The sequence below is a fragment of the Streptomyces sp. NPDC097981 genome (assembly GCF_040302565.1).
Lineage (GTDB): Bacteria > Actinomycetota > Actinomycetes > Streptomycetales > Streptomycetaceae > Streptomyces.
The window spans coordinates 17,089-37,713 of the sequence record NZ_JBEORW010000026.1; the positions used below are offsets into that span (position 1 = coordinate 17,089).

The window sequence follows — 20,625 nt, forward strand, 5'->3', positions numbered from 1 at the left end:
GGATGGCTGGAATTCTTCGTTCCGGGAGGGGCAGGTGCTGGGGAGGAGTCCGGGATACGGGAATCTCTCGGCGACGTCGAACGTCTACCTGTTCGAGGGGATTCGTCGGGGTGGGAGCGTGCGATGGGGATGTACGAGAACACCGGCGCGTCGGCGGGCGTGCAGGGACGGTCGCTGTGGGAGGAGGAGCCGGCCCGGCGGCCCCGGATGCCGGACCCGGTGCGGGATTCGGCGGTGCGGGCGGTGCTGATCGTGGCCGTCACCCTGACCGGGGCGACGGTCGCCTTCTTCCTCATGCTCACCGGCTCCTGGCTGGCCCTGCCCATGGGGCTCGGCGCGATAGCCGGGACGGTCGTGGCCACGTGGGGCGTGCTGGACGTGCTGATCACCCGGCAGATGTGGAACCAGCGGTACGGGGTGGTGTCGGAGCCGAGCAGCACGGCGCGGGGCCGTCGGCGCGAGCGGCGCCGGGCCCGCCGGGAGGCCCGCTCGGCGGCGGGCGGCGCGACGGGCCGAATACCGCGGGGCGGCGAGCCCGCGGGCGCCCGCCCGGCCGTGTGGCCGCCTCCCGGCGCGGACAGGCGCTACCAGGCGACCTCGGGCCGGGGATAGCAGCCGCACCGGCGGGCCGGACCGCGGACGGCCGGCCCGCCGGGGACTCCCGGGGCCGCGGTCAGGAACCGACCGCGGAACGGCGGAACATGCGGGTCGCGGTGATCTCTCCGTGGATGCTCTCCCCCTCCGGGGACTGCTGGGGCAGGCCCGGGCGCAGGTGCTCCTCGACGCTGATGTACTTCAGGCCCGCCCGCAGGTCCGCGTCGTTGCGCAGCCGGATGACCAGCGGGAACTCCGCCAGGGCCGTGGTGTCGAACAGTCCGGTCGTGTAGAGCAGCTGGACGCCGAGCGCGTCGGACACGGCCCGCTGGAGTTCCAGCAGGTACGTGGCGTTCGCGCGCCCGATCGGGTTGTCGAGGAACAGCGTGCCCGCGTGGCGGTGCTTGTCCCGGCCGCGGTCGTTGCTGCGCAGCGCCGCCATCGTGCAGTACAGCGCGATCGCGGCGGTCAGCAGCTGGCCGCCGGAGAACACGTCGCCCATCTGGCCCACCGGCACGCGCTCGGCACGCAGCACCGCGTCGGGCTTGAGGATCTCGACGGAGATGCCCTTGGGCTCCAGGGCGGCCTGGACTCCGCGCAGCAGCAGGGACATGCCGTCGCGGCGGCCCTCTCCGAAGGAGGCGCTGCTGTTCTTCTTCACGGCCGTGCGGGTGGCGTCGTCGATGACCTCGCCGAGCCGCTCCGTGAGGGTGGCCTGGTCCGGTTCCTCGAAGCGGATGCGCAGGAACTCCTGGCCCGACCACTCCCCCAGGCCTTCCGGGAGCTGGGAGAGCCGCTGGGCGGAGCGCAGCGTCGCCAGGGCGGACTCCACCAGTCCGCGCAGCCGGTCCACGATGCTGTCGCGGTTGCGCTCCAGCTGGGCCAGCTCGTCGGTGAGCACCCGCAGCCGGGGCGCGAAGGCCGCCGCCCAGGCAGCGGCGTGCTCGGGCAGGGCGGAGGCGGGCAGTTCGCGGATCTGCTGGCGCGCGGGGGTCCGTACCTGCTCGTACCGGTTGGCGTTGGCGTGGCGGACCAGAATGTCGCTCGCCTCGCGCACCGCGGACTCGGCGGCCGAGAGGTCGGCCGCGCAGCCGCGCAGGGAGCGGCGGGCCTCGGCGGCGGACTGCCGGGCCTCCTCCAGCGTGCCCGGGTGGGCCGCCGGCTCGTGCTCGTCGTCCTGGTGGGTGTGGTCGCGCAGCAGGTCCCGCAGCATCGCCGCGGTCTCGTCGAAGCCCCCTGCGCCGTCCTCGGCGGTGCGGTGGGCGCGCAGCAGGTCGGCGTGGGCGGCCCGGGCGGTCTCGACGGCCGCGGTGTGCGCGGCGAGCTGGGCGGTGGCGGTCCGCAGCAGGGCCTGGGCCTGTTCGACGTCGCCGGGGATCAGTTCCTCTGGCAGGTCGGTGTGCGCCTCGCCCTCGGTGGGGGCGTGCCGTTCGGCCTCGCCGCGGAGCCGGCCGAGCTGCTCGCTGGCGGTCGACGCCCGGGTCTCCAGCATCTGCACGAGGGACTCGGCGCGGGCCGCGGCCGCCTGGCGGGAGGGGCCGTCGGCGCCGTCGGTGCCTTCGAGGAGCTGGGCGGCCCGGGTGCGGACCTTGTTGGTGAGCCGGTCGAGTTCGGCGAGGGCGGCGCTCTCGTCGCTCTCGGCGCGGGCCTGCTCGGCGCGCAGGTCGGCGCCGACGCCGACCTTCTCGTACAGCCGGGAAGCGGCCCGGTAGGCCTCGCGGAGGTCGGGCAGGGGCGCCTTGGCGGTGCCGTCGTCCTCGGGCAGGGCCTCGGGGGCGCCTGCGATCTCGGCGCGTTCGGCACGCAGCGCGCGGGCGGTACGGCGGGCGTCGTCGGCGGCGCGCTGGGCGGCGCGGCGGTCCTCGTCGGCGGCGCGGGCCCGGTCCAGGCAGACCTCGGCGCGGGCCTCGGACTCGGCTGCGTCGTCGGCGAGTTCGCGGACCTTGGCCTGCCAGCCGGCGCGCTCGCGCAGGCGGAAGGCGAGTCCGGCGAGGGCGTCGGCGGCGCGGCGGGCCCGCTGGGCGGTGTCCTGGCGCTCGTCGCGGATGCGGGCGGCGTCGGCGGCGGCCTCGTCGGCTTCGGCGCGTACGGTACGGGCCTCCGCGAGCTCGGCGTCGGCCTCCTCGGCGAAGACGCGGGCGGCCTCGGCGTGCCGGGCGAGCTCGGCGAGGCGGCCGGGCGGGCAGCCGGTGCGCCAGGAGGCGAGGCGGGCGGCGAGTTCGCGGTCCCCGGCGAGGCGGGCGGCCAGGTCGCGGATCTCGGTGTCGCGGGCGGTGGCGCGGGTGCGCAGCGCCTGGCGCTCCTCGTCGGCGGCGTGCTCGTCGTGCATGGCCGGGTTCGGCGGTACGAGGAACACGCCGGAGGCGGATTCGTCGCCGGCCGGGGGCACGGGGGCCAGCAGGGCGGCGGCCGTCCCCACGGCGACGGTGGAGCGGGGCAGCAGGGCGGCGCCGGAGAGGACCTCGCGGGCCCGGGAGTGGGTGTCGGGGTCGGTGATGACGACGCCGTCGACGAGTTCGGGGCGGGCCGCGAGGACGGCGGCGTGGTCGGCAGGGTCCACGGACTGGGCGAGGTAGCGCCAGCCGGGCAGGGCCGGGATGCCGTGTTCGCCGAGGTACTCGACGGTGGCGAGGACGTCGGGGCCGGGCGGCAGCAGTCCGCCGTCGCCGAGCGCGCCGAGGATGCGGGCGTCGTCCGCGGCAGCGGTGCGCAGCTCGAACAGCTGGCGTTCGGCCGAGGCGACTCCGTCGGTGAGCAGGGTGCGGAGCTCGTCGGCGCCGCGGTCGAGGTCCTCGACGGTGAGCCCGCCCGCGGTGGCGGTGGACCGGGGGGCGCCCGCGGGGGCCGCGGAGGTGCCCGCCGGACCGGCGGCCGTACCGGGCCCGGCGGCGTTCCCGTTACGCGGGCGGGGTACGGCAGCGTCGACGGCCGCGGGGGCCGCGGGGAGGCCGAGGAGCTCCGCCAGGCGCGGGGAGGCGGCGAGGGAGGCCGCGGCCCGGTACTCGGCGTCGTGCGAGGCTTCGGCCGCGTCGGCGGCGTCCGCGGCGCGGGCGGCGGTGAGTTCGGCGCGGGATTCCGCGGCGGCGGCCTCGCGGGCGGCGTCGGCGGCGGTGCGGGCGGCCTCGCGGGCCTCGTCCCAGGCTGCCACGGCGGTCTTCTCGGCGTCACTGGCGGCGAGGGCGGCGCGGGCCGGGTCGGCGTCGGGAGCCGAGTCGTCGAGCCAGCCTGCGCGGACGGCCTCGGCGGTCTCCTGCTGGACCTCGGCGAGCCGGGCCCGCAGGTGTTCGGCTTCGCTGCGGGCCCGCTGGGCTGCAGTGGCGGCGGCCGTGGCGTCCCGGTGGGAGGCCTCGCCCGCCTCCTGGAGGGCGGCGGACCGCTCCTCCTCCTCGTTGGCGACCCGCTCCCCGTCCTCGGCGGCGGTGTGCAGGGCCCGTACGAGCGCGGCGGCGGCGGTGGCGCGGGCGGCGAGCGCCGGGGCGGCGTCCCGCTCGGCCTCCAGGATCGCGGCGGCGACGCGGGCCGAGCGGTCGCCCGCGGCACGGTGGCGCAGCACGGTCTCGGCGGCCTGCCACGCGGAGTGCAGGGTGCGGGCTTCGAGGAGTTCGCGGCGCTGGGCGGCGGCGGCCTTGTCCGCGACGGTCAGCGCCAGCGAGGCGTGCCGGTAGGCGAGTTCGGCGGAGACGGCGGCGCTGCGGGCCCGTGCGGACTCGGCGGAGGTGACGCCGTGGGCGGCGCCGGTGACGCGCTGGGCGAGGTCGGCGGCGCGTCCGCGCTCCTCGGCGGCACGGGCGGACAGCCGCCGGGCGAGGGTGCGCGTGCGGCGCTCCGCGCCCGCGTGGACGTCGCGGAGCCGGGAGCGGGTCTCGGCGGCCTCGACGATCTTGGTGAGCAGGTCCACCGAACCGGCGGTGAAGTCCCGTTCGGCCATCAGCTCGGCGCGGCGGCCGAGCTTGTTGCCGAAGCCGTGGACCAGGTCGGCAAGGCCGTCGGTGTCACGGGTGTCGGTGACGGCGCGCAGCAGGAGGTCGGTGAAGTCGGAGTCCTTCTTGACCGCGAAGAGGCCGGCGGCCTCGCCCTCGTCCGCGTTCATCTCGCGCTGGTAGCGGAAGAGTTCCGGGTCGAGGCCGAGTTCGGTGAGGTGCTCGTTCCAGCGGTCGTGGATCTCCTCGAAGTACACCTCCAGGTGCGGGTACGCCTTGCCCGCCTCGGTGAGGGCGTCGCGGAAGCCCTTCATCGTGCGGCGCCGGCCCTGGGCGCCCGAGGCTCCTTCGACGGGCGGACGGACGGCGGTGGCCTCGGCGACGGGAAGGTTGTCCAGGCTCAGGCCCGGGCCGGGGCGGAAGGAGTACCAGGCCTCGGCGAACTTGCGCGGGTCGTTGGAGACCTGGCGGCCGCGCCATTCGCTGACCTTGCCGACGACCACGCACTCGCCGGTCTGGGTGTGCTGCCACTCCAGGGCCACGTGGCCGCAGTCGTCGGCGAGCAGGAACTTGCGCAGGACGCCGGAGCTGGCGCCGCCGAGGGTGTTGCGGTGGCCGGGCAGCATCACCGAGAAGATCAGCTTGAGCAGGACGGACTTGCCGCCGCCGTTCTCCAGGAAGAGCACCCCGGCGGGCGCGGGGCGGCGCGGCGGGCCGGTGGGCTCGTCCTCGAAGAACTCCGCCTGGGCGGGCGCCGGGTGGGGCACCGGCTCACCGACTCCGCGCAGGTCGAGCACGGTGTCGGCGTAGCGCGCACCGGCGGGCCCGATGGAGTAGAGGCGGATCCGGGACAGCTCGTACATGGCGGCGGACTCTCGTGATGGCTCGTGGGTCGTACGTGGGTGGTACGGAGGGCGGGTCGGGCGGCGGGACTCAGGCGTGGAACGGCAGGCCGGCGTCCGCCGCGAGCTCCAGGTCGTCGCCCTCGGGCGGCGGGAGGAGGCTGGCGGAGCCGTCGCTGACGGGGACCACGCCGAGTTCCAGGAGCTCGGCCATGGCCGCGCTGCCCGCCATGTCCCGGACCTGGAGCTGGTAGCGGGGGGTGGTGCGGTACGTGCCGCCGGCGTCGTCGCCGGTGCGCTGGAGGAAGCCGGAGTCGGTGAGGAAGGCGGCGGCCTTGCCGACGATGCCGGTCGTGGAGCCGGCGAGGCGGCGGGCGTCCTTGGTGGCTCCGGTCGCGCTGCGGCGGGCGTAGACGCGCCAGGCGGCTTCGAGGCCGGGGGCGTCGGTGGCCGGGTCGGTGTTCTCGCCGAGCTCCTCGGCCCGCTCCTCCAGGCGGCGGCAGGTCTGCCGGACGAATGCGTCGACGCCGTTGACGGTGACGCGGCCGATGTAGCCGTCGTCGGCGAGGTCCTCGGGGCGGGGGAAGGCGAGGGCGGCGACGGCGAGGTGGGCGAGGCCGTGCAGGAACCGGTCCGCGGAGTCGGCGGTGGTCCGGCGGGCGTAGTCACCCATGCGGACGGCGAACACGGAGTCCTCGCCGGCGGCCACGGCCATGCCCGCCCGCGGGGACACCTCCAGCACGACGAGGCCGAGGCCGGTCGCGACGGCGTCGGCGAGGCGGCCGAAGGCCGGGTCCTCGCGGTAGCGGCGCAGCAGCTCGGCGTACTCGGCGTCGCGGGCCGGGAGCAGCTTCGGCTGGAGCCCGAACGCGACGAGCCGGGCGGCGTCCGCGGCGTCGGCGGGGGTGACGGCCCCTGCGGGGGCGGGCGCGACGGGGGCCGACGGCGCGTCGGCCTCGCTCCACGCGGGCTGCCGCTCGCTCCACGCGGGGTGCTCGGCGTGGTGGTCGCTCACGGGTGGGTCTCCTCGGCGGTACGGGAACTGCGGATACGGGTGCGGGTGCGGGTGCGATGGGCGTGCGGTGCGCCGGCGTCGGAAGCACACCCCCGGCCGCCCGCGGAGGCGGGCCCCGGGAGCGCAGCGCGGCTCACGGCGCGGGGCGTCGTGCGGGTCATGCCGCCTCCGTTCGGTCCGCCGTCATCGCGGCGGCATCCAGCAGGGCCGTGCCGACGATCAGGTCCGCACCGCCGAATTCCGGGTCGTCGAGCTCCGTACCGTCGTCCACCGCGAAGAGCAGCCGCTCCTCGCCCTGGCGGTACGCCGTGCCGACCGCCGGGCTCGCCGCGTGCACGGCCAGCAGGGCCACCAGGTACGGCAGGTCCGGGTCGCTGCGCCGGGCTTCGGCGAGCAGCCCCGACAGGCGGCGCGGGGCGTCGTGCGGCAGGTCCAGGAGCTGCATCGCGGCGGCGAGCTGCTCCTCGCTGAAGCGGCTGTCGTCCGGGGTCGCGATGAGGTCCGGCTCCGGCATCTCCGCGCCGAGGTGCTCGCGCTCCACCGGCGGTGTGAGCAGGATCTCGACCAGGTCGGCGACGCGGACGGAAACGGGCGTGCGCAGGCCCGTGCCCGCCGCGAAGAAGGCGTCCGTGACCCGGCCGGCCTGCGCGACGGGCAGCGGCAGGATCGGGGCCACGAGCTGTCCGTACAGGTCGATTCCGGATCGCGGGGCCGGGGCCGCGAAGGCCTGGCGGTCCTGCTCGGCGCGGAACAGCGGGCCCGCGTCCAGCAGCCTCGACTGGAGCTGGGTGTGGCGGCGGATGCAGTCCTTGACGATGTCGACGAGCTCGGCGGCGCGCCGCTTGTTCTCGGGCTCCTCCGCCTCGTCGCGGGCCTTGCGGATGTTCGTCAGGATCGCGTTCTCGTGCCGGTACCGGTCCGCCACGTGGTCGAGGGCCTCCTCGATCATGTCGGGCACGGACCGGAGCCAGTCCACCGCCCGGACGTTGCGCCGCGTCGCGTCCAACGTGCGGCGCAGGGTCTCCGCGTACTGCACCGTGCGGTACCGGGCCTGCTCGGCGGCGAGCTGGGCGTCCGCCAGCCGGCCGCGGCTGATGAGCACCTCCAGCTTCACCTCGGCGGCGATCTGTGCGCTCGTGACGTCCGTGTCGAGGGCGCCGACCAGCACGTTGACGGCCTCGTCCGTCGTGCGGAGGTAGACCGCGCCGCCGTAGCCGGGGACCTCTTCGATCAGCTTGAAGTCGTAGTCGCGGCGGACGTAGACGCCGTCCGGGCCGAACGTGCCGTAGATCGCGCGGAAGCCCCGGTCGACGCTCCCGACGTTGATCAGGTTCTCCAGCACCCAGCGGGCCACCCGCTCGTGCTCGGCCGCCGGGCGGTCCGGCGCCTGCGCGGCGACGCGCGGCAGCAGCCGGGCCACTATCTGCTCGTGGTCGGCGCCGGTGTCGAAGTCCATGTTGAGCGTGACCAGGTCGATCGCGGCGAGCGCGACCTCCGCCATCGCGTAGATCCCGTACTCGCCGGCCAGGTTGGCCTTGCGTACGTCGAGGTCGTGCAGCGGGGCGGTGCAGGCGAGCGCGCGCAGCCGCCGGGCCAGGCCCTCGTCGGCGGCCGGGCCCGGCGCCGGGGACGGAAGGGTCTTCGCCGGGGCAGGGAGAGTCACGGACAAAGACTAGGCGCTGTCACGGACAACATCCCAAACGGCATGGTTCGGCCGGATCGGTCCCGGGCCGCGGGGAACGCGATCCGCTCCGTCCCGGGCGCCGGGGAACCCGGTACGACGGCGCGGGCGCTGTTCTACGCTCACCGCATGGCTTCCATGATCACACCCATGATCGCTCCTCTGATCGACCTCAACGCCGACCTCGGCGAGGGGTTCGGCCGCTGGACTCTGACGGACGACGAGGCCCTGCTGTCCGTCGTCACGAGCGCCAACGTGGCGTGCGGTTTCCACGCGGGAGACCCGTCCATCATGCGCCGGGTCTGCGAGCTGGCCGCGGAGCGGGGCGTACGGATCGGGGCGCAGATCGCGTACCGCGACCTCGCGGGCTTCGGGCGGCGCTCCATGGACGTGCCGGCGGGCGAGCTGGCCGACGAGGTGGCGTACCAGATCGGGGCACTGGAGGTCTTCGCACGGGCGGCCGGCTCCCGGGTGTCGTACGTGAAACCTCACGGTGCGCTGTACAACCGCACTGTCCACGACGCAGACCAGGCGGGCGCGGTCGTCGCGGGCGTGCGGACGGCCGCCGGGGACGCGGACCTGCCGGTACTGGGCCTGCCGGGCTCGCTGCTGCTGGCCGCCGCCGAGGAGGCGGGTCTCACGGCCGTTCCGGAGGCATTCGCCGACCGGGCGTACACACCGGCCGGGACGCTGGTGCCGCGCGGTGAGCCGGGGGCGGTGCTGCACGACCCGGACGCCGTCGTCGCCCGGGCGGTCGCCATGGCCGCCGAGGGCGCGGTGACAGCCGCCGACGGCCGCCGGGTGGTGGTGGCGGCGCGCTCGCTGTGCCTGCACGGGGACACCCCGGGGGCGGCGCTGCTCGCCCTGCGGGTCCGCGAGGCGCTGGGCTCCGCGGGAGTCCGCGTGGAGGCCTTCGCGTGAGGCCGCTGGTGGTGGGCGGCGAGGCGCTGCTGATCGAGCTGGACTCGGCGGAGGAGGTCGCCGCGCTCCACGCGGAGCTGCTGCGGCGGCGGGACGCGGGCGGGCTGGGCGGCGTACGGGACCTCGTGCCGGCCGCGCGGACCGTGCTGCTGGACGGCGTGCACGAGCCGGGCGCGCTGGCGGAGCGGATCGCCCGCTGGGAAGTGCCCCCGCTCGCGGAGACCGGGGGGCCGCTGGTCACCGTCCCGGTGCGGTACGACGGACCGGACCTGGCGGAGGTGGCCCGGCTGTGGGGGGTCGGGGAGCGGGAGATGGCGGGCATCGTCGCGGGGACGGTCTTCCGGGTGGCCTTCTGCGGCTTCGCGCCCGGCTTCGGCTACCTGACCGGGCTGCCGGAGCGCTTTCACCTGCCGCGGCGTGCCACGCCCCGTACGGCCGTCCCCGCGGGCTCGCTGGCGCTGGCGGGCGAGTACGCGGGGGTGTACCCGCGCTCCTCCCCCGGCGGCTGGCAGCTGATCGGTACCACGGACGCGGTGCTGTGGGATCCGGCACGGGAGCCGGCGGCGCTGTTCGCGCCGGGGGTACGGGTGCGGTTCGAGGAGGTGGCGCAGTGAGCGGAGTGATGGGTGCTGCGCTGGAGGTGGTGCGGCCTGGGGCGCTGACCACGGTCCAGGACCGGGGGCGGCCCGGATACGCGCACCTGGGGGTGCCCCGGTCGGGCGCGCTGGACGTGGGGGCGCACGGCCTGGCCAACCGGCTGCTGGGCAACCCGCCGGACGCGGCCGCCCTGGAGACCACCCTGGACGGGGTCGTGCTGCGGGCGCTGGCTCCCGTGACCGTGACGGTCACGGGCGCGCCTTGTGCGGTACGGGTGTCCGGCCGGGCGGCGGCCTGGGGAGCTCCGGTCCGGCTTCGGGCCGGGGCGGAGCTGGAGGTGGGCCGGGCGGAGTCGGGGGTGCGCAGCTACGTCGCGGTGCGGGGAGGGTTCGCCGTCCCGCCGGTGCTGGGCAGTCGCTCGACGGACCTGCTGTCGGGGCTGGGGCCGGGTGTCCTGTCGGCCGGGACACTGCTGCCGGTGGGCCCGGCCGGGCCGGATCCGGTCCGCGGGGCGGATGCGCTGCGGGTGCCGGGGGCGCCGACCGAGCTGGTGCTGCCGTTGCGGCTGGGGCCCCGGGCGGACTGGTTCGAGCCGGCTTCGATCGCGGACCTGTGGCGTGCGGAGTTCCGGGTCTCGCCGGCGTCGAACCGCATCGGGCTCCGCACCGGGGCCGGGGTACGGCTGACGCGCAGCCGAGGCGGTGAACTCCCGAGCGAGGGCATGGTGCTGGGTGCGGTGCAGGTCCCGCCGGACGGCCTGCCGGTGGTGTTCCTGGCCGACCATCCGGTGACGGGCGGCTACCCGGTCATCGGGGTGGTCCCCCCGGGCCCGCCCCTGAACGCAGCGGCCCAGGCGAGGCCGGGGGTACGGGTGCGGTTCGTGCAGGGGTAGGGGGTGGGGGTGGGGCCCGTCGAACCGGCGCCGGGAGAGCCGGTCGGGAGCAGCGGGCATCGGGATCAGCCGACCCGGCGCGGGTTCGACGGGCCCGCTCCCCGCCATCCCGACCGGCTCTCCCGGCGCCCGGTCGGCGGATCCTGACGTCCGCCGCCACCGGTCAGCCCTCCGGACCCCGGGTCCGCAGACTCCGCCCCGCACCGCCCCGCCCTACACCGCCGACTCCGGCGCGATCCTGCTCCGTACCGCCGACTGGACGTCCTCTTCCTCCGCCGGGTCCGACGCCAGCCTGCGGAGCCTCGGGGCCACGCGGGCGTCCGCCGTCTCCGCGTGGTGGGCCGCCACCTCGCGGGTGGTCTCCTCGCAGTCCCACAGGCATTCCACGGCGAAGCCGGCCGCGAAGGACGGGTCCGTGCTGGCCAGGGCGCGCGCCGCGCGCCCGCGCAGGTGGGACGAGGCCGTCTCGCGGTAGATGTGGCGCAGCACCGGTGCCGCGCAGCCGATGGAGAGCCGGCCGGCCCCGTCCACCAGGGCGAACAGCCGCTGTGCGTCCGGGCCGGAGCCGCGGACGGTGGAACGGAGGGCACCCAGGACGAGTCCGGTGTCCTCGGCTCCGCCCCGGGCGGCCAGGAGGGCGGCCGCGGCCGCGCCCAGCGCGTCGGGGCGGTGGACCCACTGGCGGGCCCGGTCGACGGCCGCGGGGCCGCACATGCGCTCGTAGGCGGCCACGGCGGGCTCGTCCCCGGCGGCTTCGATGAGGTCCAGTACGGCCGGGTTCTCCGGCTCGGCGAGGACCAGGTGGTGCAGGGCGGTGGCCCGGGCGGCTTCGCCGGCGGCGCCGGCCGCGGCCGCGAGGATCGCGGAGCGGTCCTCGGGGGCGGCCACGGCGGCGAGGCAGCGCGCGGCGGGTACGTGCAGCGGGGTTCCGCGGCGCAGCCCGTCGGCGGCCCAGTCGAAGACGGCCTGGACTCCCCAGCCGGGCCGGGGCCCGTTGGGGGTCAGCTGGCGCTGCCAGCGGTCGAAGGAGCCCTGCTGGCGGGCTGCGCGCAGGCGTTCGCCGTACTCGGGCGTCTCTTCCCACAGACACCAGGGCCGGGGCTCGTACGCGTCGCGGACGGCGGCGGCCAGCCGCGCCTCGCCCTCGGCCGTGGCCGGGAATCTCGCGAGGACCGGCGTGGCGAGGCCGCGCAGCCCCTCGTCGTCGTCGCGCAGGGCGAGCTCGTCGAGGGCCCAGGCCCAGTTGGCGCCGGAGGCGGCGTAGCGGCGCAGCAGCATGAGCGCGTCGTCGCGGCCGTACGAGGCCAGGTGGCCCAGGACGGACAGGGCGAGGCCGGTCCGGTGGTCCGTGTCGTCGACGAGGTCGTCGGCGCTGAAGAGGTGGCTCTCGATCGCGGCGAGGGGGCCGTCGAGATCGAGGTACAGGCGCGCGTAGTACAGCGAGCGGTTCTCGACCTGCCAGTCCTGGCGCGGGTCGCTGACCACGCACTGGTCGAGGGCCGCGAGGGCCTCCGCCCGGGGTGCCGCGAGGGCGTGCAGCGTACCGTCGCCGCGGCCCCGCTGGAGGAGCCCGAGCAGGGTGCCGCTTGGCGCTATGACTGGTTCGAACATGGGAATGGCCTCAAATCAAGCTGGGGACGCAACCGGGAATCGGGATTCACAGGGCCGCGTAACAGCATGTGAGGACGTCCGCCGTCATGTTCCGCTCGATGTAGACCATTGCCTTCTCACTCTCGTCGGTGCTTCGCGACCACGTCGGCCGGTCTGCGCAGGGGGTGGGTCCGGACACCCGTCGTGTCCTGCCCGCTCCTGCCCGTCCGCCGTGCTCGCGAATCGAATCCGACGCCATGATGACCCAGCCGGTTTGTGCGCCGCGACCACATTTATGGCCGCCGTGACCAACCCGTGAGGTAGCGGACCGGTCAGACCATGCCAGGTCACGGGCAAAAACGGACTACTCGGCTCCGAAGAGTTCCAGCAGGTCGGCCTTGGCGAACATACGGGCGGTGTCCACGGCGGAGGGTGTTCCGGCCGTCGGGTCGGCTCCTCCGGCGAGCAGGGCGCGGATGACGGCCTCCTCGCCCTTGAAGACGGCGCCGGCGAGCGGGGTCTGGCCGCGGTCGTTGGCACGGTCGGCTTCGGCGCCGCGGGCCAGCAGGGCCGTGACGGTGGCGGCGTGGCCGTGGTAGGCGGCCAGCATGACGAGCGTGTCGCCGCGGTCGTTGGTGAGGTTGGGCGGGACCCCGGCGTCGAGGTACGCGGCGAGCGTCTCGGTCTCGCCCTGGCGGGCGAGGTCGAAGATCTTGGTGGCCAGCTCGATGACGTCCTCGTCGGGAGCGCCCTGGGAGCCGCCCTCGGTGGCCTCGTGCTCGCTCATCTGTCGTACCGCCTTCCACTCGCTGTTGACGTGAGAATTCCCCGGGCCGGGCGGGCAGGGGGGCGTACGGCGCCGCGGCCGTACGGGTGAATCGCCAGAGTAGCGCCCGGACCTGCACATACGGAGGTCAGGCCGAGGCAAGGATCCCCGTTGGCTGGGGTTGGCGCGGGGTTGGCCTGATTGGCCCCGCTTCGCTCCGGGCGCACGAGTCAACCTGCGCCGGTCAAGTGAAAAAAGCCTTGATTCACCCGTATGGACCTTTTATCGCATTGATACTTCCTGTGAGCCTGGAACAACTGATGGTGACTGTCCCCACCCACCAGGAGAAATTCTCATGATCCTGTCCATCTCAGGCGTCGTCCTGCTCGGCATCATCGCCTTCCTCTTCTTCAAGAAGGACGGGATGAAGCTGTCGCACGCGTTCGTATGCGCGCTGTTCGGTTTCTTCCTCGCCGGCTCCGCCATCGCCCCGAGCATCACGGCGAGCACGGCGAGCCTCGCGAGCCTGCTCGGCGGGATCAAGCTCTAGCGCCGGCCCGACCGCACCGTCCCGCACCGCACACAACTCCAGGAGACGCCCGTGGCCAGGCGCCCACTCCCCCGCATCCTCAGCAGCGGCACCCTGTCGCCGGCCCGGGGCCGCGACCTTGCCCGCACGGCTGCCGACAGCGCCACGGACGTCCTCCATCCACTCCTCGTCATCGGGCGCGGCCTGCGCATCCTCGCCTCGGCCGGGCGGCGCAGATGGGCCCAGACCCCCAAGGACAAGCGTGGTCCCGCGCTGTTCCTGGGGGCCGCCTGCGTCCTCGTTCTGGCGCTCGTCCCGTACGGCCCGCTCCTCGCCCTGATCACCCTGATGGCGGCGGCGGCCTGGCGGGGACGCGGCCGGACCCCGGTGAAGACCGGGCCCAGCGACGCCGAGACCGAACGGCTCGCCTCCCTCTACGAGGCCCTCGTGCCGTACTTCTCCACCCCCGACGACCCGAACCCGCTCTTCGCCCACGGTGGGGAGTGGGACAAGGCGTTCAGCGGCCACACCTTCGACGACGCGGGCCGCATCACCCGGCTCCGGATCCGCTACCCCGCCTATTTCACCGACGGCGAGGCCGCCTCGCGGGCCCGGATCGAGGCCCTGCTGCACGCCAAGTCCGGGCGCGGCCGGGAGTACCGCTTCGACTGGGACGAGGAGGGCAACCGGCTCGACCTGGCCGTGCTCGCGGCGCTGCCGACGGGTATCGCCGCCCAGCCGTTCGTGACCTCCCCGGGCGAGACCGTGCTCGGCTTCACCGACGCCGACGGCGTGCAGCGCACCCTGCCCGTCCTGGAGGACGACGAGCCGCGCGACGTGCCGCCGGTTCTGTGGCGCACCGGTCCCCGCTCCACCGAGCCGCACCTGCTGGCCGTCGGCCGGCCCGGCAGCGGCACCTCCACGCTGCTGCGTTCGATCGCCCTGCAGGCCCTGCACCACGGGGGTGACGTGCTGATCGTCGAGGGCGGCGGCAGCGGGGAGTTCTCCTGCCTGTCCGGGCGCAGCGGCGTACTGGCCGTGGAGTGCGGTCCTGCCGGGGCGCTGGCCGTCCTGGAGTGGGCCGCGCGTGAGACCGAGCGACGGCTTTTTGCCACGCACCGGGCCCGCGAGGCGGGCCGGCCGGCGCCCGAGGACACCCGGCAGCCGCTGTGGATCCTGCTGGACCGGCCCAGCGTGCTCGCGCACCTCGCGGCGGCCGAGGGGTGCCCCGATCCCCTCGGGCAGCTCCAGGTGCCGTTGCGGCACGGGCGCGCCGCGCACATCACGGTCGTGGTGGCCGAGCAGTTCGACCACCTGGAGCTGCTGAACGACGCCGTCTGGCAGCACACCCGGGCCCGGGTCGTGCTCGGGCCGGCCGCGATCCAGCAGATCACCGACGTGCTGGGGCTGCCGCCGCACACCACACCGACGGCCCAGGTGCCGCCGGGGCGCGGGTACGCGCGGCTCGGCTCGGGTCCCGTGCACCGGTTGCAGGTGCCCGCCACGCCGGACCCGTACGACGACGACGCGCCCCCGGCGCACCGCCAGGCGGTGCTGGAGCTGCTGCCCGGGCGGCCGTTGCCGGCCCCGGGCGGGCCGGGCCGCGTGACGCTGTCGAAGCCGCTGCGCATCGTCCAGCCGCCGGTCCGGGCACAGGACCCGGCCATGGACGCGGAGGAGGCCGAGGAGGTCCCGGCGGAGGCTCCGCCGTCCCGCGGCCCCTGGCCCGCGGGCCCCTGAGTTCCCGAGTACCCGAGCGCCCGGGTCCCCGTGCTCCCGCGCTCCCCCGTTCCTGCGGGCGTACGGGCCGGAGCCGTCCGATCCGCCCCGTCCTACGCGACGAAGGTGCGCGGGGGCTCCGCCCCGCTGCCGCCCGCGCCCGTGCCGACCAGCCGGGCGGCCGCGGCGAGCCGGACCGCGGCCTCCTCGGCCACCGGCCCGCCGACGGTGAACGGCAGCCGGACATAGCCCTCGAAGGCGCCGTCCACGCCGAACCGCGGCCCGGAGGGGACGCGTACGCCGACCCGCTCGCCCACCTCGGCCAGCCGGGAGCCGGACAGCCCGCCCGCGCGGGCCCACAGGGTCAGCCCGCCGTGCGGCACCTGGAACTCCCAGTCCGGCAGTTCCCGGCGCACCGCGGCGACCAGCGCGTCCCGGTTCTCCCGGGCCTGGTCGCGGCGGATCCCCACGGCTTGCGTCCAGCCGCCGGTCCGCATCAGCCAGTTCACCGCGAGCTGCTCCAGCACCGGGGTGCCGAGGTCCGCGTACGCGCGCGCCGCGACCAGGCTCCGGATGACGTCGGGCGCCGCACGGACCCAGCCGATCCGCATGCCGGCCCAGAAGGCCTTGCTGGCGGAGCCGACGGTGATCACGGTGGAGCCGGCCGGGTCGAACGAGCAGACCGGGCGGGGCATGTCCGGCGCCGGGTCGAGCTGGAGCTCCGCCATGGTCTCGTCGACGACGAGGACGGTGCCGGCCGAGCGGGCCGCCTCCACCATCGCACGGCGCTGCTCCTCCGAGGCCAGGGCGCCGGTCGGGTTGTGGAAGTCGGCGACGACGTAGGCGAGGCGGGGCGCGGCGTCGCGCAGCACCTGGCGCCAGAGGGTCATGTCCCAGCCGCCGAGGCCGTCGGCCATCGCGACGGGCACGAGCCGGACCCCGGCGGCACGCATGAGCTGGAGGATGTTGGCGTAGGAGGGGGACTCGACGGCGATCCGCTCCCCGCGCCCGGCGAAGAGGCTGCAGATGGCGTCCATGGCGCCCATCGCACCGGTGGTGACCATGATCTGCTCGGGCATGGTGGGGATGCCGCGCTCGGTGTAGCGGTCGGCGAGCATCCGCCGCAGCGCGGGGAGCCCGGCGGGGTAGTCCCCGTGGGTGTGCGCGTACGGCGGAAGCTCCTCCAGCGCTCCCTGCACGGCCTTGGTGAGCCAGGGCTCGGGGGCCGGCAGCGCGGCGCAGCCGAGGTCGATCATCGAGCCGAGGGACTCGGGCGGAAGCGGTTCCAGGCCCCGGGCGGGCAGCGGGTTCCCGGCCGGTACTGAGGTCCAGCTGCCGGCACCGCGGCGGGACTCCAGGAAGCCCTCCCCGCGCAGGGCCTCGTAGGCGGCGGCGACGGTGGTGCGGGAGAGGGAGAGGGAGACGGCCAGCTCGCGTTCGGCGGGCAGCCGGGCGGCGACGGGGACGCGGCCTTCGAGGACGAGCAGCCGGATGCCGTCGGCGAGCGTCCGGTAGGCGGGGAGCTTCCGCGCTCCGGGGACGCCCGGCCGGTCCTGCTGGGAGGTGATGAGACGGGCGAGCTGTGCGGCACCCACCGCCGAGGTCCACTCTGCCATGCTGTCCGGTCCACCTTCGTCGAATTGGCCCCGGCCGAGCGCCGACGGGGCCGGCATTGGATTGCTTCCGCCCCCACAGACTGTCACGCCGGGGTCCACCCGGACCAGGGCGGGGGTCCGGGAGGGCGGGGGCCGGCCGCGTGCGCCCGCTCCGGGCCGGGGGTGTGGGGCTGCATGGCCGAAGGCGGTGCGGCGTTCACCACGCAGACATCCGGGCGCTCCCTTCCCACGGGTAACAACGGGCATACTGCGGCGGTGACGCACGCACGCCTTCGCCATCCGTATCTGGACCACCCGGCTCCGATCCCCTTCGCGCACCGGGGAGGCGCCGCGGACGGGCTGGAGAACACCGCCGCCGCCTTCCGGCGGGCCGCCGACGCGGGCTACCGGTACTTCGAGACCGATGTGCACGCGACCGCGGACGGCAAGCTCGTCGCCTTCCACGACTCCACCCTCGACCGGGTCACCGACGGGCAGGGCCGGATCGCCGAGCTGACCTGGAGCAAGGTCCGCGAGGCGCGGGTGGCCGGCACGGAGCCGCTGCCGCTGTTCGAGGAGCTCCTTGAGGAGTTCCCCGACGCCCGCTGGAACATCGACATCAAGTCCGAGTCGGCCCTGCACCCGCTGGTCAACCTGATCGCGCGGGCGGGCTTCTGGGACCGGGTGTGCGTGGGCTCGTTCTCGGAGAGCCGGGTGGCCCGCGCCCAGAAGATCGCCGGTCCCCGGCTGGCCACCTCGTACGGGGTGCGCGGGGTGCTCGGCCTGCGGCTGCGCTCGTACGCGATCCCGGCCGCACTGCGGGTCGGGGCGGTGGCGGCGCAGGTTCCGGAGACCCAGGCGGGCATCCGCGTGGTCGACCGGCGGTTCGTACGCACCGCGCACGCGCGGGGACTCCAGGTACACGTCTGGACCGTGAACGAACCGGAACGCATGGAGGCTCTCCTCGACCTGGGAGTCGATGGCATCATGACCGACCGGATCGACATCTTGCGCACGGTGCTGGACCGGCGCGGGGCCTGGGCCTGACGAGCCCGTACGGCCGCCGTGCCCGGTGGGGCGGCCGCAGCGGCACGGGGACCAGCGAAGGGGCACTCATGAGTGCGCAGACCAGACAGGAAGCGGAACCGGGCGCGGAGGACGGCAGAGCGGCCGCCGCGGCACGCAAACGCGAACAGCACGGCTGGTACTTCTACGACTTCGCCTGCTCGGTGTATTCGTCCAGCGTGATCACCGTGTTCCTCGGGCCGTACCTGACCGCGGTGGCCAAGGCCGCCGCGGACGCCGAGGGCTATGTGCACCCGCTGGGCATACCGGTCCGGTACGGGTCCTTCTTCGCTTACGCCGTCTCGGCCTCGGTGATCCTGGCCGTGCTGGTCATGCCGCTGGTGGGCGCCGTCGCGGACCGCACGGGACGCAAGAAGCCGCTGCTCGCGGCGGCGGCGTACACGGGTGCCACGGCGACGGTGGGGATGTTCTTCCTCGGCGGCGACCGCTATCTGCTGGGCGGACTGCTGCTGATCGTGGCGAACGCCGCGCTCTCGGTCTCGATGGTGCTCTACAACGCCTATCTGCCGCAGATCTCCACCCCGGAGGAGCGGGACACCGTCTCCTCGCGGGGCTGGGCCTTCGGCTACACCGCGGGCGCGTTCGTCCTCGTACTGAACCTGGTGCTCTTCCAGAGCCACGACTCCTTCGGCCTCTCCGAGGGTGCGGCGGTACGGATCTGCCTGGCTTCGGCGGGCCTGTGGTGGGGGGCCTTCGCGATCGTCCCGCTGCGCCGGCTGCGGGACCGGGCGGTGGTCCGGGAGCCCGGAGCGGGACCGGCTGTCAGCGGCTGGAAGCAGCTCATCGCGACGCTGAAGGACATGCGGCGCTATCCGCTGACCCTGTCGTTCCTGCTGGCGTACCTGATCTACAACGACGGCGTGCAGACGGTGATCTCGCAGGCCTCGATCTACGGCTCGGAGGAGCTGGAGCTGGAGCAGTCCACGCTGATCGTGGCGGTGCTGCTGGTGCAGATCCTGGCCGTGGCGGGCGCCCTGGCCATGGGCCGGCTGGCCGTGGCGTACGGCGCGAAGCGGACGATCCTCGGCTCGCTGGCCGCGTGGGGGCTGACCCTGGGGGCCGGATACTTCCTGCCGGCCCGGACGCCGGTGTGGTTCTTCGCACTCGCGTCGATGATCGGCCTGGTGCTGGGCGGCAGCCAGGCGCTGTCGCGCTCGCTGTTCTCGCACCTGGTGCCGGCGGGCAAGGAGGCCGAGTACTTCTCCGCGTACGAGATGAGCGACCGCGGGCTGAGCTGGGTCGGACCTCTGGTGTTCGGCCTGACGTACCAGGTCACGGGCAGCTACCGGGACGCAATCATCTCATTGGTGGTGTTCTTCGCACTGGGTTTCGTGCTGTTGGCCCGGGTGCCGGTGCGGCGCGCCGTAGAGGCGGCGGGGAATCCTGTTCCCGAGCGGGTCTGACGGCCGCCCGGCAGCGGATTCGGGCCGGATCTTCATACGAATTCCGAACGGATTTCGACGTTGAAGCGAAGGGCCGGTAGTGTACGCCTTTGGCCTGCCAGGCGGACCGTTACTGCGCGCTTAAGAAGTGTAGACGTTGGGTGACATCTGCTGCCAGATGTGACAAAACGGGCATTGGTGGGTACAACAAGGGGCGGCACGACGGGCGACGCATCACCCGGAGCGGGAATCTATACCGCCGACCGGACGTTGACCGGATGACGACGACAGCGACACCTGTCCTGTGGGCGACAAGCCCGGGAGGCACGATTCATGAGTGAGCGAGCTCTCCGCGGTACGCGGCTCGTGGTTACCAGCTACGAGACGGACCGCGGCATCGATCTGGCCCCGCGCCAGGCGGTGGAGTACGCATGCCAGAACGGACATCGATTTGAGATGCCGTTCTCGGTTGAGGCAGAGATTCCGCCGGAGTGGGAGTGCAAGGCGTGCGGCGCCATGGCACTCCTGGTGGACGGGGACGGGCCCGAAGAGAAGAAGGGCAAGCCTGCGCGAACGCACTGGGACATGCTCATGGAGCGGCGCACCCGCGAGGAACTGGAGGAAGTGCTGGCCGAGAGGCTGGCGGTCCTGCGTTCCGGCGCCATGAACATTGCCGTGCATCCGCGGGACAGCCGCAAGTCCGCCTGACAGCCGGACACGGAGAACAAGCCGAGGGCCCCCGCCACGAACTGTGGCGGGGGCCCTCGGCTTGTTCCGTCTGCCGGCCTGTTTCCGTCTGCCGGCCTGTTTCCGTCTGCGGGGCGTCTGCGTCGGTCAGGGCGCCAGCGGCGGCCGGTACTCGGCGTCGGGGCCCGGCTCCCGGGGCCCGTCCTCGCGGATGACCTCGCCTTGGACGATCTTGCCGTCGGGATAGTGGATGCGGGCCTGCTGGAAGGCGTCGCCGAAGCTCCCGGCCGGAGCCGTGGCCATCCTGCGCTCCAGGGAGCCGGCCAGCCTGCGGCCGAGCCATGCCCGGACGGGCGGCACCAGGCAGAGCAGGCCCGCCACGTCGGACAACAGGCCCGGCAGGATCAGGAGCAGGCCGGCCAGCATGGTCAGGCCGTTGCCGCTGCCGCTGCCCGGCTGCTGCGGGGCGGGCTGCTGTCCCGGCCCCTGCTGAGCCTGCTGGAAGGTGTTCGTCAGGTTCTTGAAGGCGCGCCGCCCGGCCCGCTTGATGACCACCACGCCGAGCACGATTCCGCCCGCGAGCAGCGCGGCGACGGTCAGCCCGCCGGCCGCACCGGCGACCAGGCTGAGCAGCCAGATCTCCAGGATCAGCCAGGCGGCGACCGCCAGGGGAAGGAACGTGCGGGCAGGCGAGCGCCGCCGGGGGGCCGTCGAAGGGGGAACGCCGGTCTTCATATCACCCAGTGTGCCTGCGGCGGCGTAAAAGCGGCCTCAGCCGGAGGTACCGGACATCCCCTAAGGGGTGGCCG

17 protein-coding genes are annotated in these 20,625 nt (G+C 74.7%); 9 read left to right on the top strand and 8 right to left on the bottom strand.

What is annotated here, in order from left to right; genetic code table 11:
- Positions 1–123: 123 nt before the first annotated feature.
- Positions 124–612 (top strand): hypothetical protein, encoded by a 489-nt coding sequence (locus tag ABTY04_RS24225; RefSeq protein WP_352215473.1) that lies wholly within the window; start codon positions 124–126, stop codon positions 610–612.
- 61 nt (positions 613–673) lie between these two features.
- Here ABTY04_RS24225 and ABTY04_RS24230 read toward each other — a convergent pair whose 3' ends face one another.
- The 4 genes from ABTY04_RS24230 to ABTY04_RS24245 all read right to left on the bottom strand — a co-directional run bounded on the left by ABTY04_RS24230 (position 674) and on the right by ABTY04_RS24245 (position 8,034).
- Positions 674–5,377 carry a hypothetical protein gene (locus ABTY04_RS24230; RefSeq protein WP_352215474.1) on the bottom strand — a complete coding sequence of 1,568 codons (4,704 nt, stop codon included), beginning with the start codon at positions 5,375–5,377 and terminating at the stop codon, positions 674–676.
- A gap of 70 nt (positions 5,378–5,447) precedes the next feature.
- A complete protein-coding gene (locus tag ABTY04_RS24235; protein WP_352215475.1) occupies positions 5,448–6,371 on the bottom strand; it encodes a hypothetical protein in 924 nt (307 codons plus the stop codon).
- Positions 6,368–6,532 (bottom strand): hypothetical protein, encoded by a 165-nt coding sequence (locus ABTY04_RS24240; RefSeq protein WP_352215476.1) that lies wholly within the window; start codon positions 6,530–6,532, stop codon positions 6,368–6,370. Before ABTY04_RS24240 ends, ABTY04_RS24235 begins: the two co-directional genes overlap by 4 nt.
- Positions 6,529–8,034 carry a hypothetical protein gene (locus tag ABTY04_RS24245; RefSeq protein ID WP_352215477.1) on the bottom strand — a complete coding sequence of 502 codons (1,506 nt, stop codon included), beginning with the start codon at positions 8,032–8,034 and terminating at the stop codon, positions 6,529–6,531. The genes ABTY04_RS24240 and ABTY04_RS24245 overlap by 4 nt, the downstream gene beginning before the upstream one ends.
- A 180-nt stretch (positions 8,035–8,214) precedes the next feature.
- Here ABTY04_RS24245 and ABTY04_RS24250 point away from each other — a divergent pair, with 180 nt between their 5' ends.
- From ABTY04_RS24250 to ABTY04_RS24260, 3 genes are read left to right on the top strand one after another with little or no spacing between them, the layout of a single operon-like run.
- Positions 8,215–8,973, top strand: coding sequence for a LamB/YcsF family protein (locus ABTY04_RS24250; protein ID WP_352215566.1), 759 nt, complete (start codon positions 8,215–8,217; stop codon positions 8,971–8,973).
- A complete protein-coding gene (locus tag ABTY04_RS24255; protein WP_352215478.1) occupies positions 8,970–9,587 on the top strand; it encodes a 5-oxoprolinase subunit B family protein in 618 nt (205 codons plus the stop codon). The genes ABTY04_RS24250 and ABTY04_RS24255 overlap by 4 nt, the downstream gene beginning before the upstream one ends.
- 5 nt (positions 9,588–9,592) lie before the next feature.
- Positions 9,593–10,462: a 5-oxoprolinase subunit C family protein gene (locus tag ABTY04_RS24260; protein WP_352215567.1), complete on the top strand. Its 870-nt coding sequence runs from the start codon at positions 9,593–9,595 to the stop codon at positions 10,460–10,462.
- 213 nt (positions 10,463–10,675) lie between these two features.
- Here ABTY04_RS24260 and ABTY04_RS24265 read toward each other — a convergent pair whose 3' ends face one another.
- Positions 10,676–12,073 carry a HEAT repeat domain-containing protein gene (locus ABTY04_RS24265; RefSeq protein WP_352215479.1) on the bottom strand — a complete coding sequence of 466 codons (1,398 nt, stop codon included), beginning with the start codon at positions 12,071–12,073 and terminating at the stop codon, positions 10,676–10,678.
- Between the two features lie 343 nt (positions 12,074–12,416).
- Positions 12,417–12,839, bottom strand: coding sequence for an ankyrin repeat domain-containing protein (locus ABTY04_RS24270; RefSeq protein ID WP_352215480.1), 423 nt, complete (start codon positions 12,837–12,839; stop codon positions 12,417–12,419).
- Between the two features lie 334 nt (positions 12,840–13,173).
- On the opposite strand from ABTY04_RS24270, the gene ABTY04_RS24275 reads away from it, so the two are divergent.
- Together ABTY04_RS24275 and ABTY04_RS24280 are read left to right on the top strand one after the other, a co-directional pair.
- Positions 13,174–13,368 carry a hypothetical protein gene (locus ABTY04_RS24275; RefSeq protein WP_030162614.1) on the top strand — a complete coding sequence of 65 codons (195 nt, stop codon included), beginning with the start codon at positions 13,174–13,176 and terminating at the stop codon, positions 13,366–13,368.
- 51 nt (positions 13,369–13,419) lie between these two features.
- On the top strand, positions 13,420–15,087 hold the full coding sequence (locus ABTY04_RS24280; protein WP_352215481.1) for a hypothetical protein: 1,668 nt from the start codon (positions 13,420–13,422) through the stop codon (positions 15,085–15,087).
- A 92-nt stretch (positions 15,088–15,179) separates the two neighbouring features.
- On the opposite strand, the gene ABTY04_RS24285 is transcribed toward ABTY04_RS24280, so the two are convergent.
- Positions 15,180–16,682: an SCO1417 family PLP biosynthesis transcription factor gene (locus ABTY04_RS24285; protein WP_352215482.1), complete on the bottom strand. Its 1,503-nt coding sequence runs from the start codon at positions 16,680–16,682 to the stop codon at positions 15,180–15,182.
- A gap of 255 nt (positions 16,683–16,937) precedes the next feature.
- Here ABTY04_RS24285 and ABTY04_RS24290 point away from each other — a divergent pair, with 255 nt between their 5' ends.
- The 3 genes from ABTY04_RS24290 to ABTY04_RS24300 all read left to right on the top strand — a co-directional run bounded on the left by ABTY04_RS24290 (position 16,938) and on the right by ABTY04_RS24300 (position 19,837).
- Positions 16,938–17,708: a glycerophosphodiester phosphodiesterase family protein gene (locus ABTY04_RS24290; protein WP_352215483.1), complete on the top strand. Its 771-nt coding sequence runs from the start codon at positions 16,938–16,940 to the stop codon at positions 17,706–17,708.
- A 68-nt stretch (positions 17,709–17,776) separates the two neighbouring features.
- Positions 17,777–19,150: an MFS transporter gene (locus tag ABTY04_RS24295; RefSeq protein ID WP_352215484.1), complete on the top strand. Its 1,374-nt coding sequence runs from the start codon at positions 17,777–17,779 to the stop codon at positions 19,148–19,150.
- A 312-nt stretch (positions 19,151–19,462) separates the two neighbouring features.
- Positions 19,463–19,837, top strand: coding sequence for an RNA polymerase-binding protein RbpA (locus ABTY04_RS24300; RefSeq protein WP_007262928.1), 375 nt, complete (start codon positions 19,463–19,465; stop codon positions 19,835–19,837).
- A gap of 126 nt (positions 19,838–19,963) precedes the next feature.
- On the opposite strand, the gene fxsA is transcribed toward ABTY04_RS24300, so the two are convergent.
- Entirely contained in the window at positions 19,964–20,551 is a 588-nt protein-coding gene (gene fxsA, locus ABTY04_RS24305; RefSeq protein ID WP_352215485.1) for an FxsA family membrane protein, read from the bottom strand.
- Positions 20,552–20,625 lie beyond the last annotated feature (74 nt).

Coding starts and splice junctions, on each gene's coding strand:
- ABTY04_RS24265 (WP_352215479.1), bottom strand. CDS start 12,073: ATGTTCGAACCAGTCATAGCGCCAAGCGGCACCCTGCTCGGGCTCCTC.
- ABTY04_RS24230 (WP_352215474.1), bottom strand. CDS start 5,377: ATGTACGAGCTGTCCCGGATCCGCCTCTACTCCATCGGGCCCGCCGGT.
- ABTY04_RS24270 (WP_352215480.1), bottom strand. CDS start 12,839: ATGAGCGAGCACGAGGCCACCGAGGGCGGCTCCCAGGGCGCTCCCGAC.
- fxsA (WP_352215485.1), bottom strand. CDS start 20,551: ATGAAGACCGGCGTTCCCCCTTCGACGGCCCCCCGGCGGCGCTCGCCT.
- ABTY04_RS24275 (WP_030162614.1), top strand. CDS start 13,174: ATGATCCTGTCCATCTCAGGCGTCGTCCTGCTCGGCATCATCGCCTTC.
- ABTY04_RS24300 (WP_007262928.1), top strand. CDS start 19,463: ATGAGTGAGCGAGCTCTCCGCGGTACGCGGCTCGTGGTTACCAGCTAC.
- ABTY04_RS24285 (WP_352215482.1), bottom strand. CDS start 16,682: ATGGCAGAGTGGACCTCGGCGGTGGGTGCCGCACAGCTCGCCCGTCTC.
- ABTY04_RS24240 (WP_352215476.1), bottom strand. CDS start 6,532: ATGACCCGCACGACGCCCCGCGCCGTGAGCCGCGCTGCGCTCCCGGGG.
- ABTY04_RS24295 (WP_352215484.1), top strand. CDS start 17,777: ATGAGTGCGCAGACCAGACAGGAAGCGGAACCGGGCGCGGAGGACGGC.
- ABTY04_RS24225 (WP_352215473.1), top strand. CDS start 124: ATGGGGATGTACGAGAACACCGGCGCGTCGGCGGGCGTGCAGGGACGG.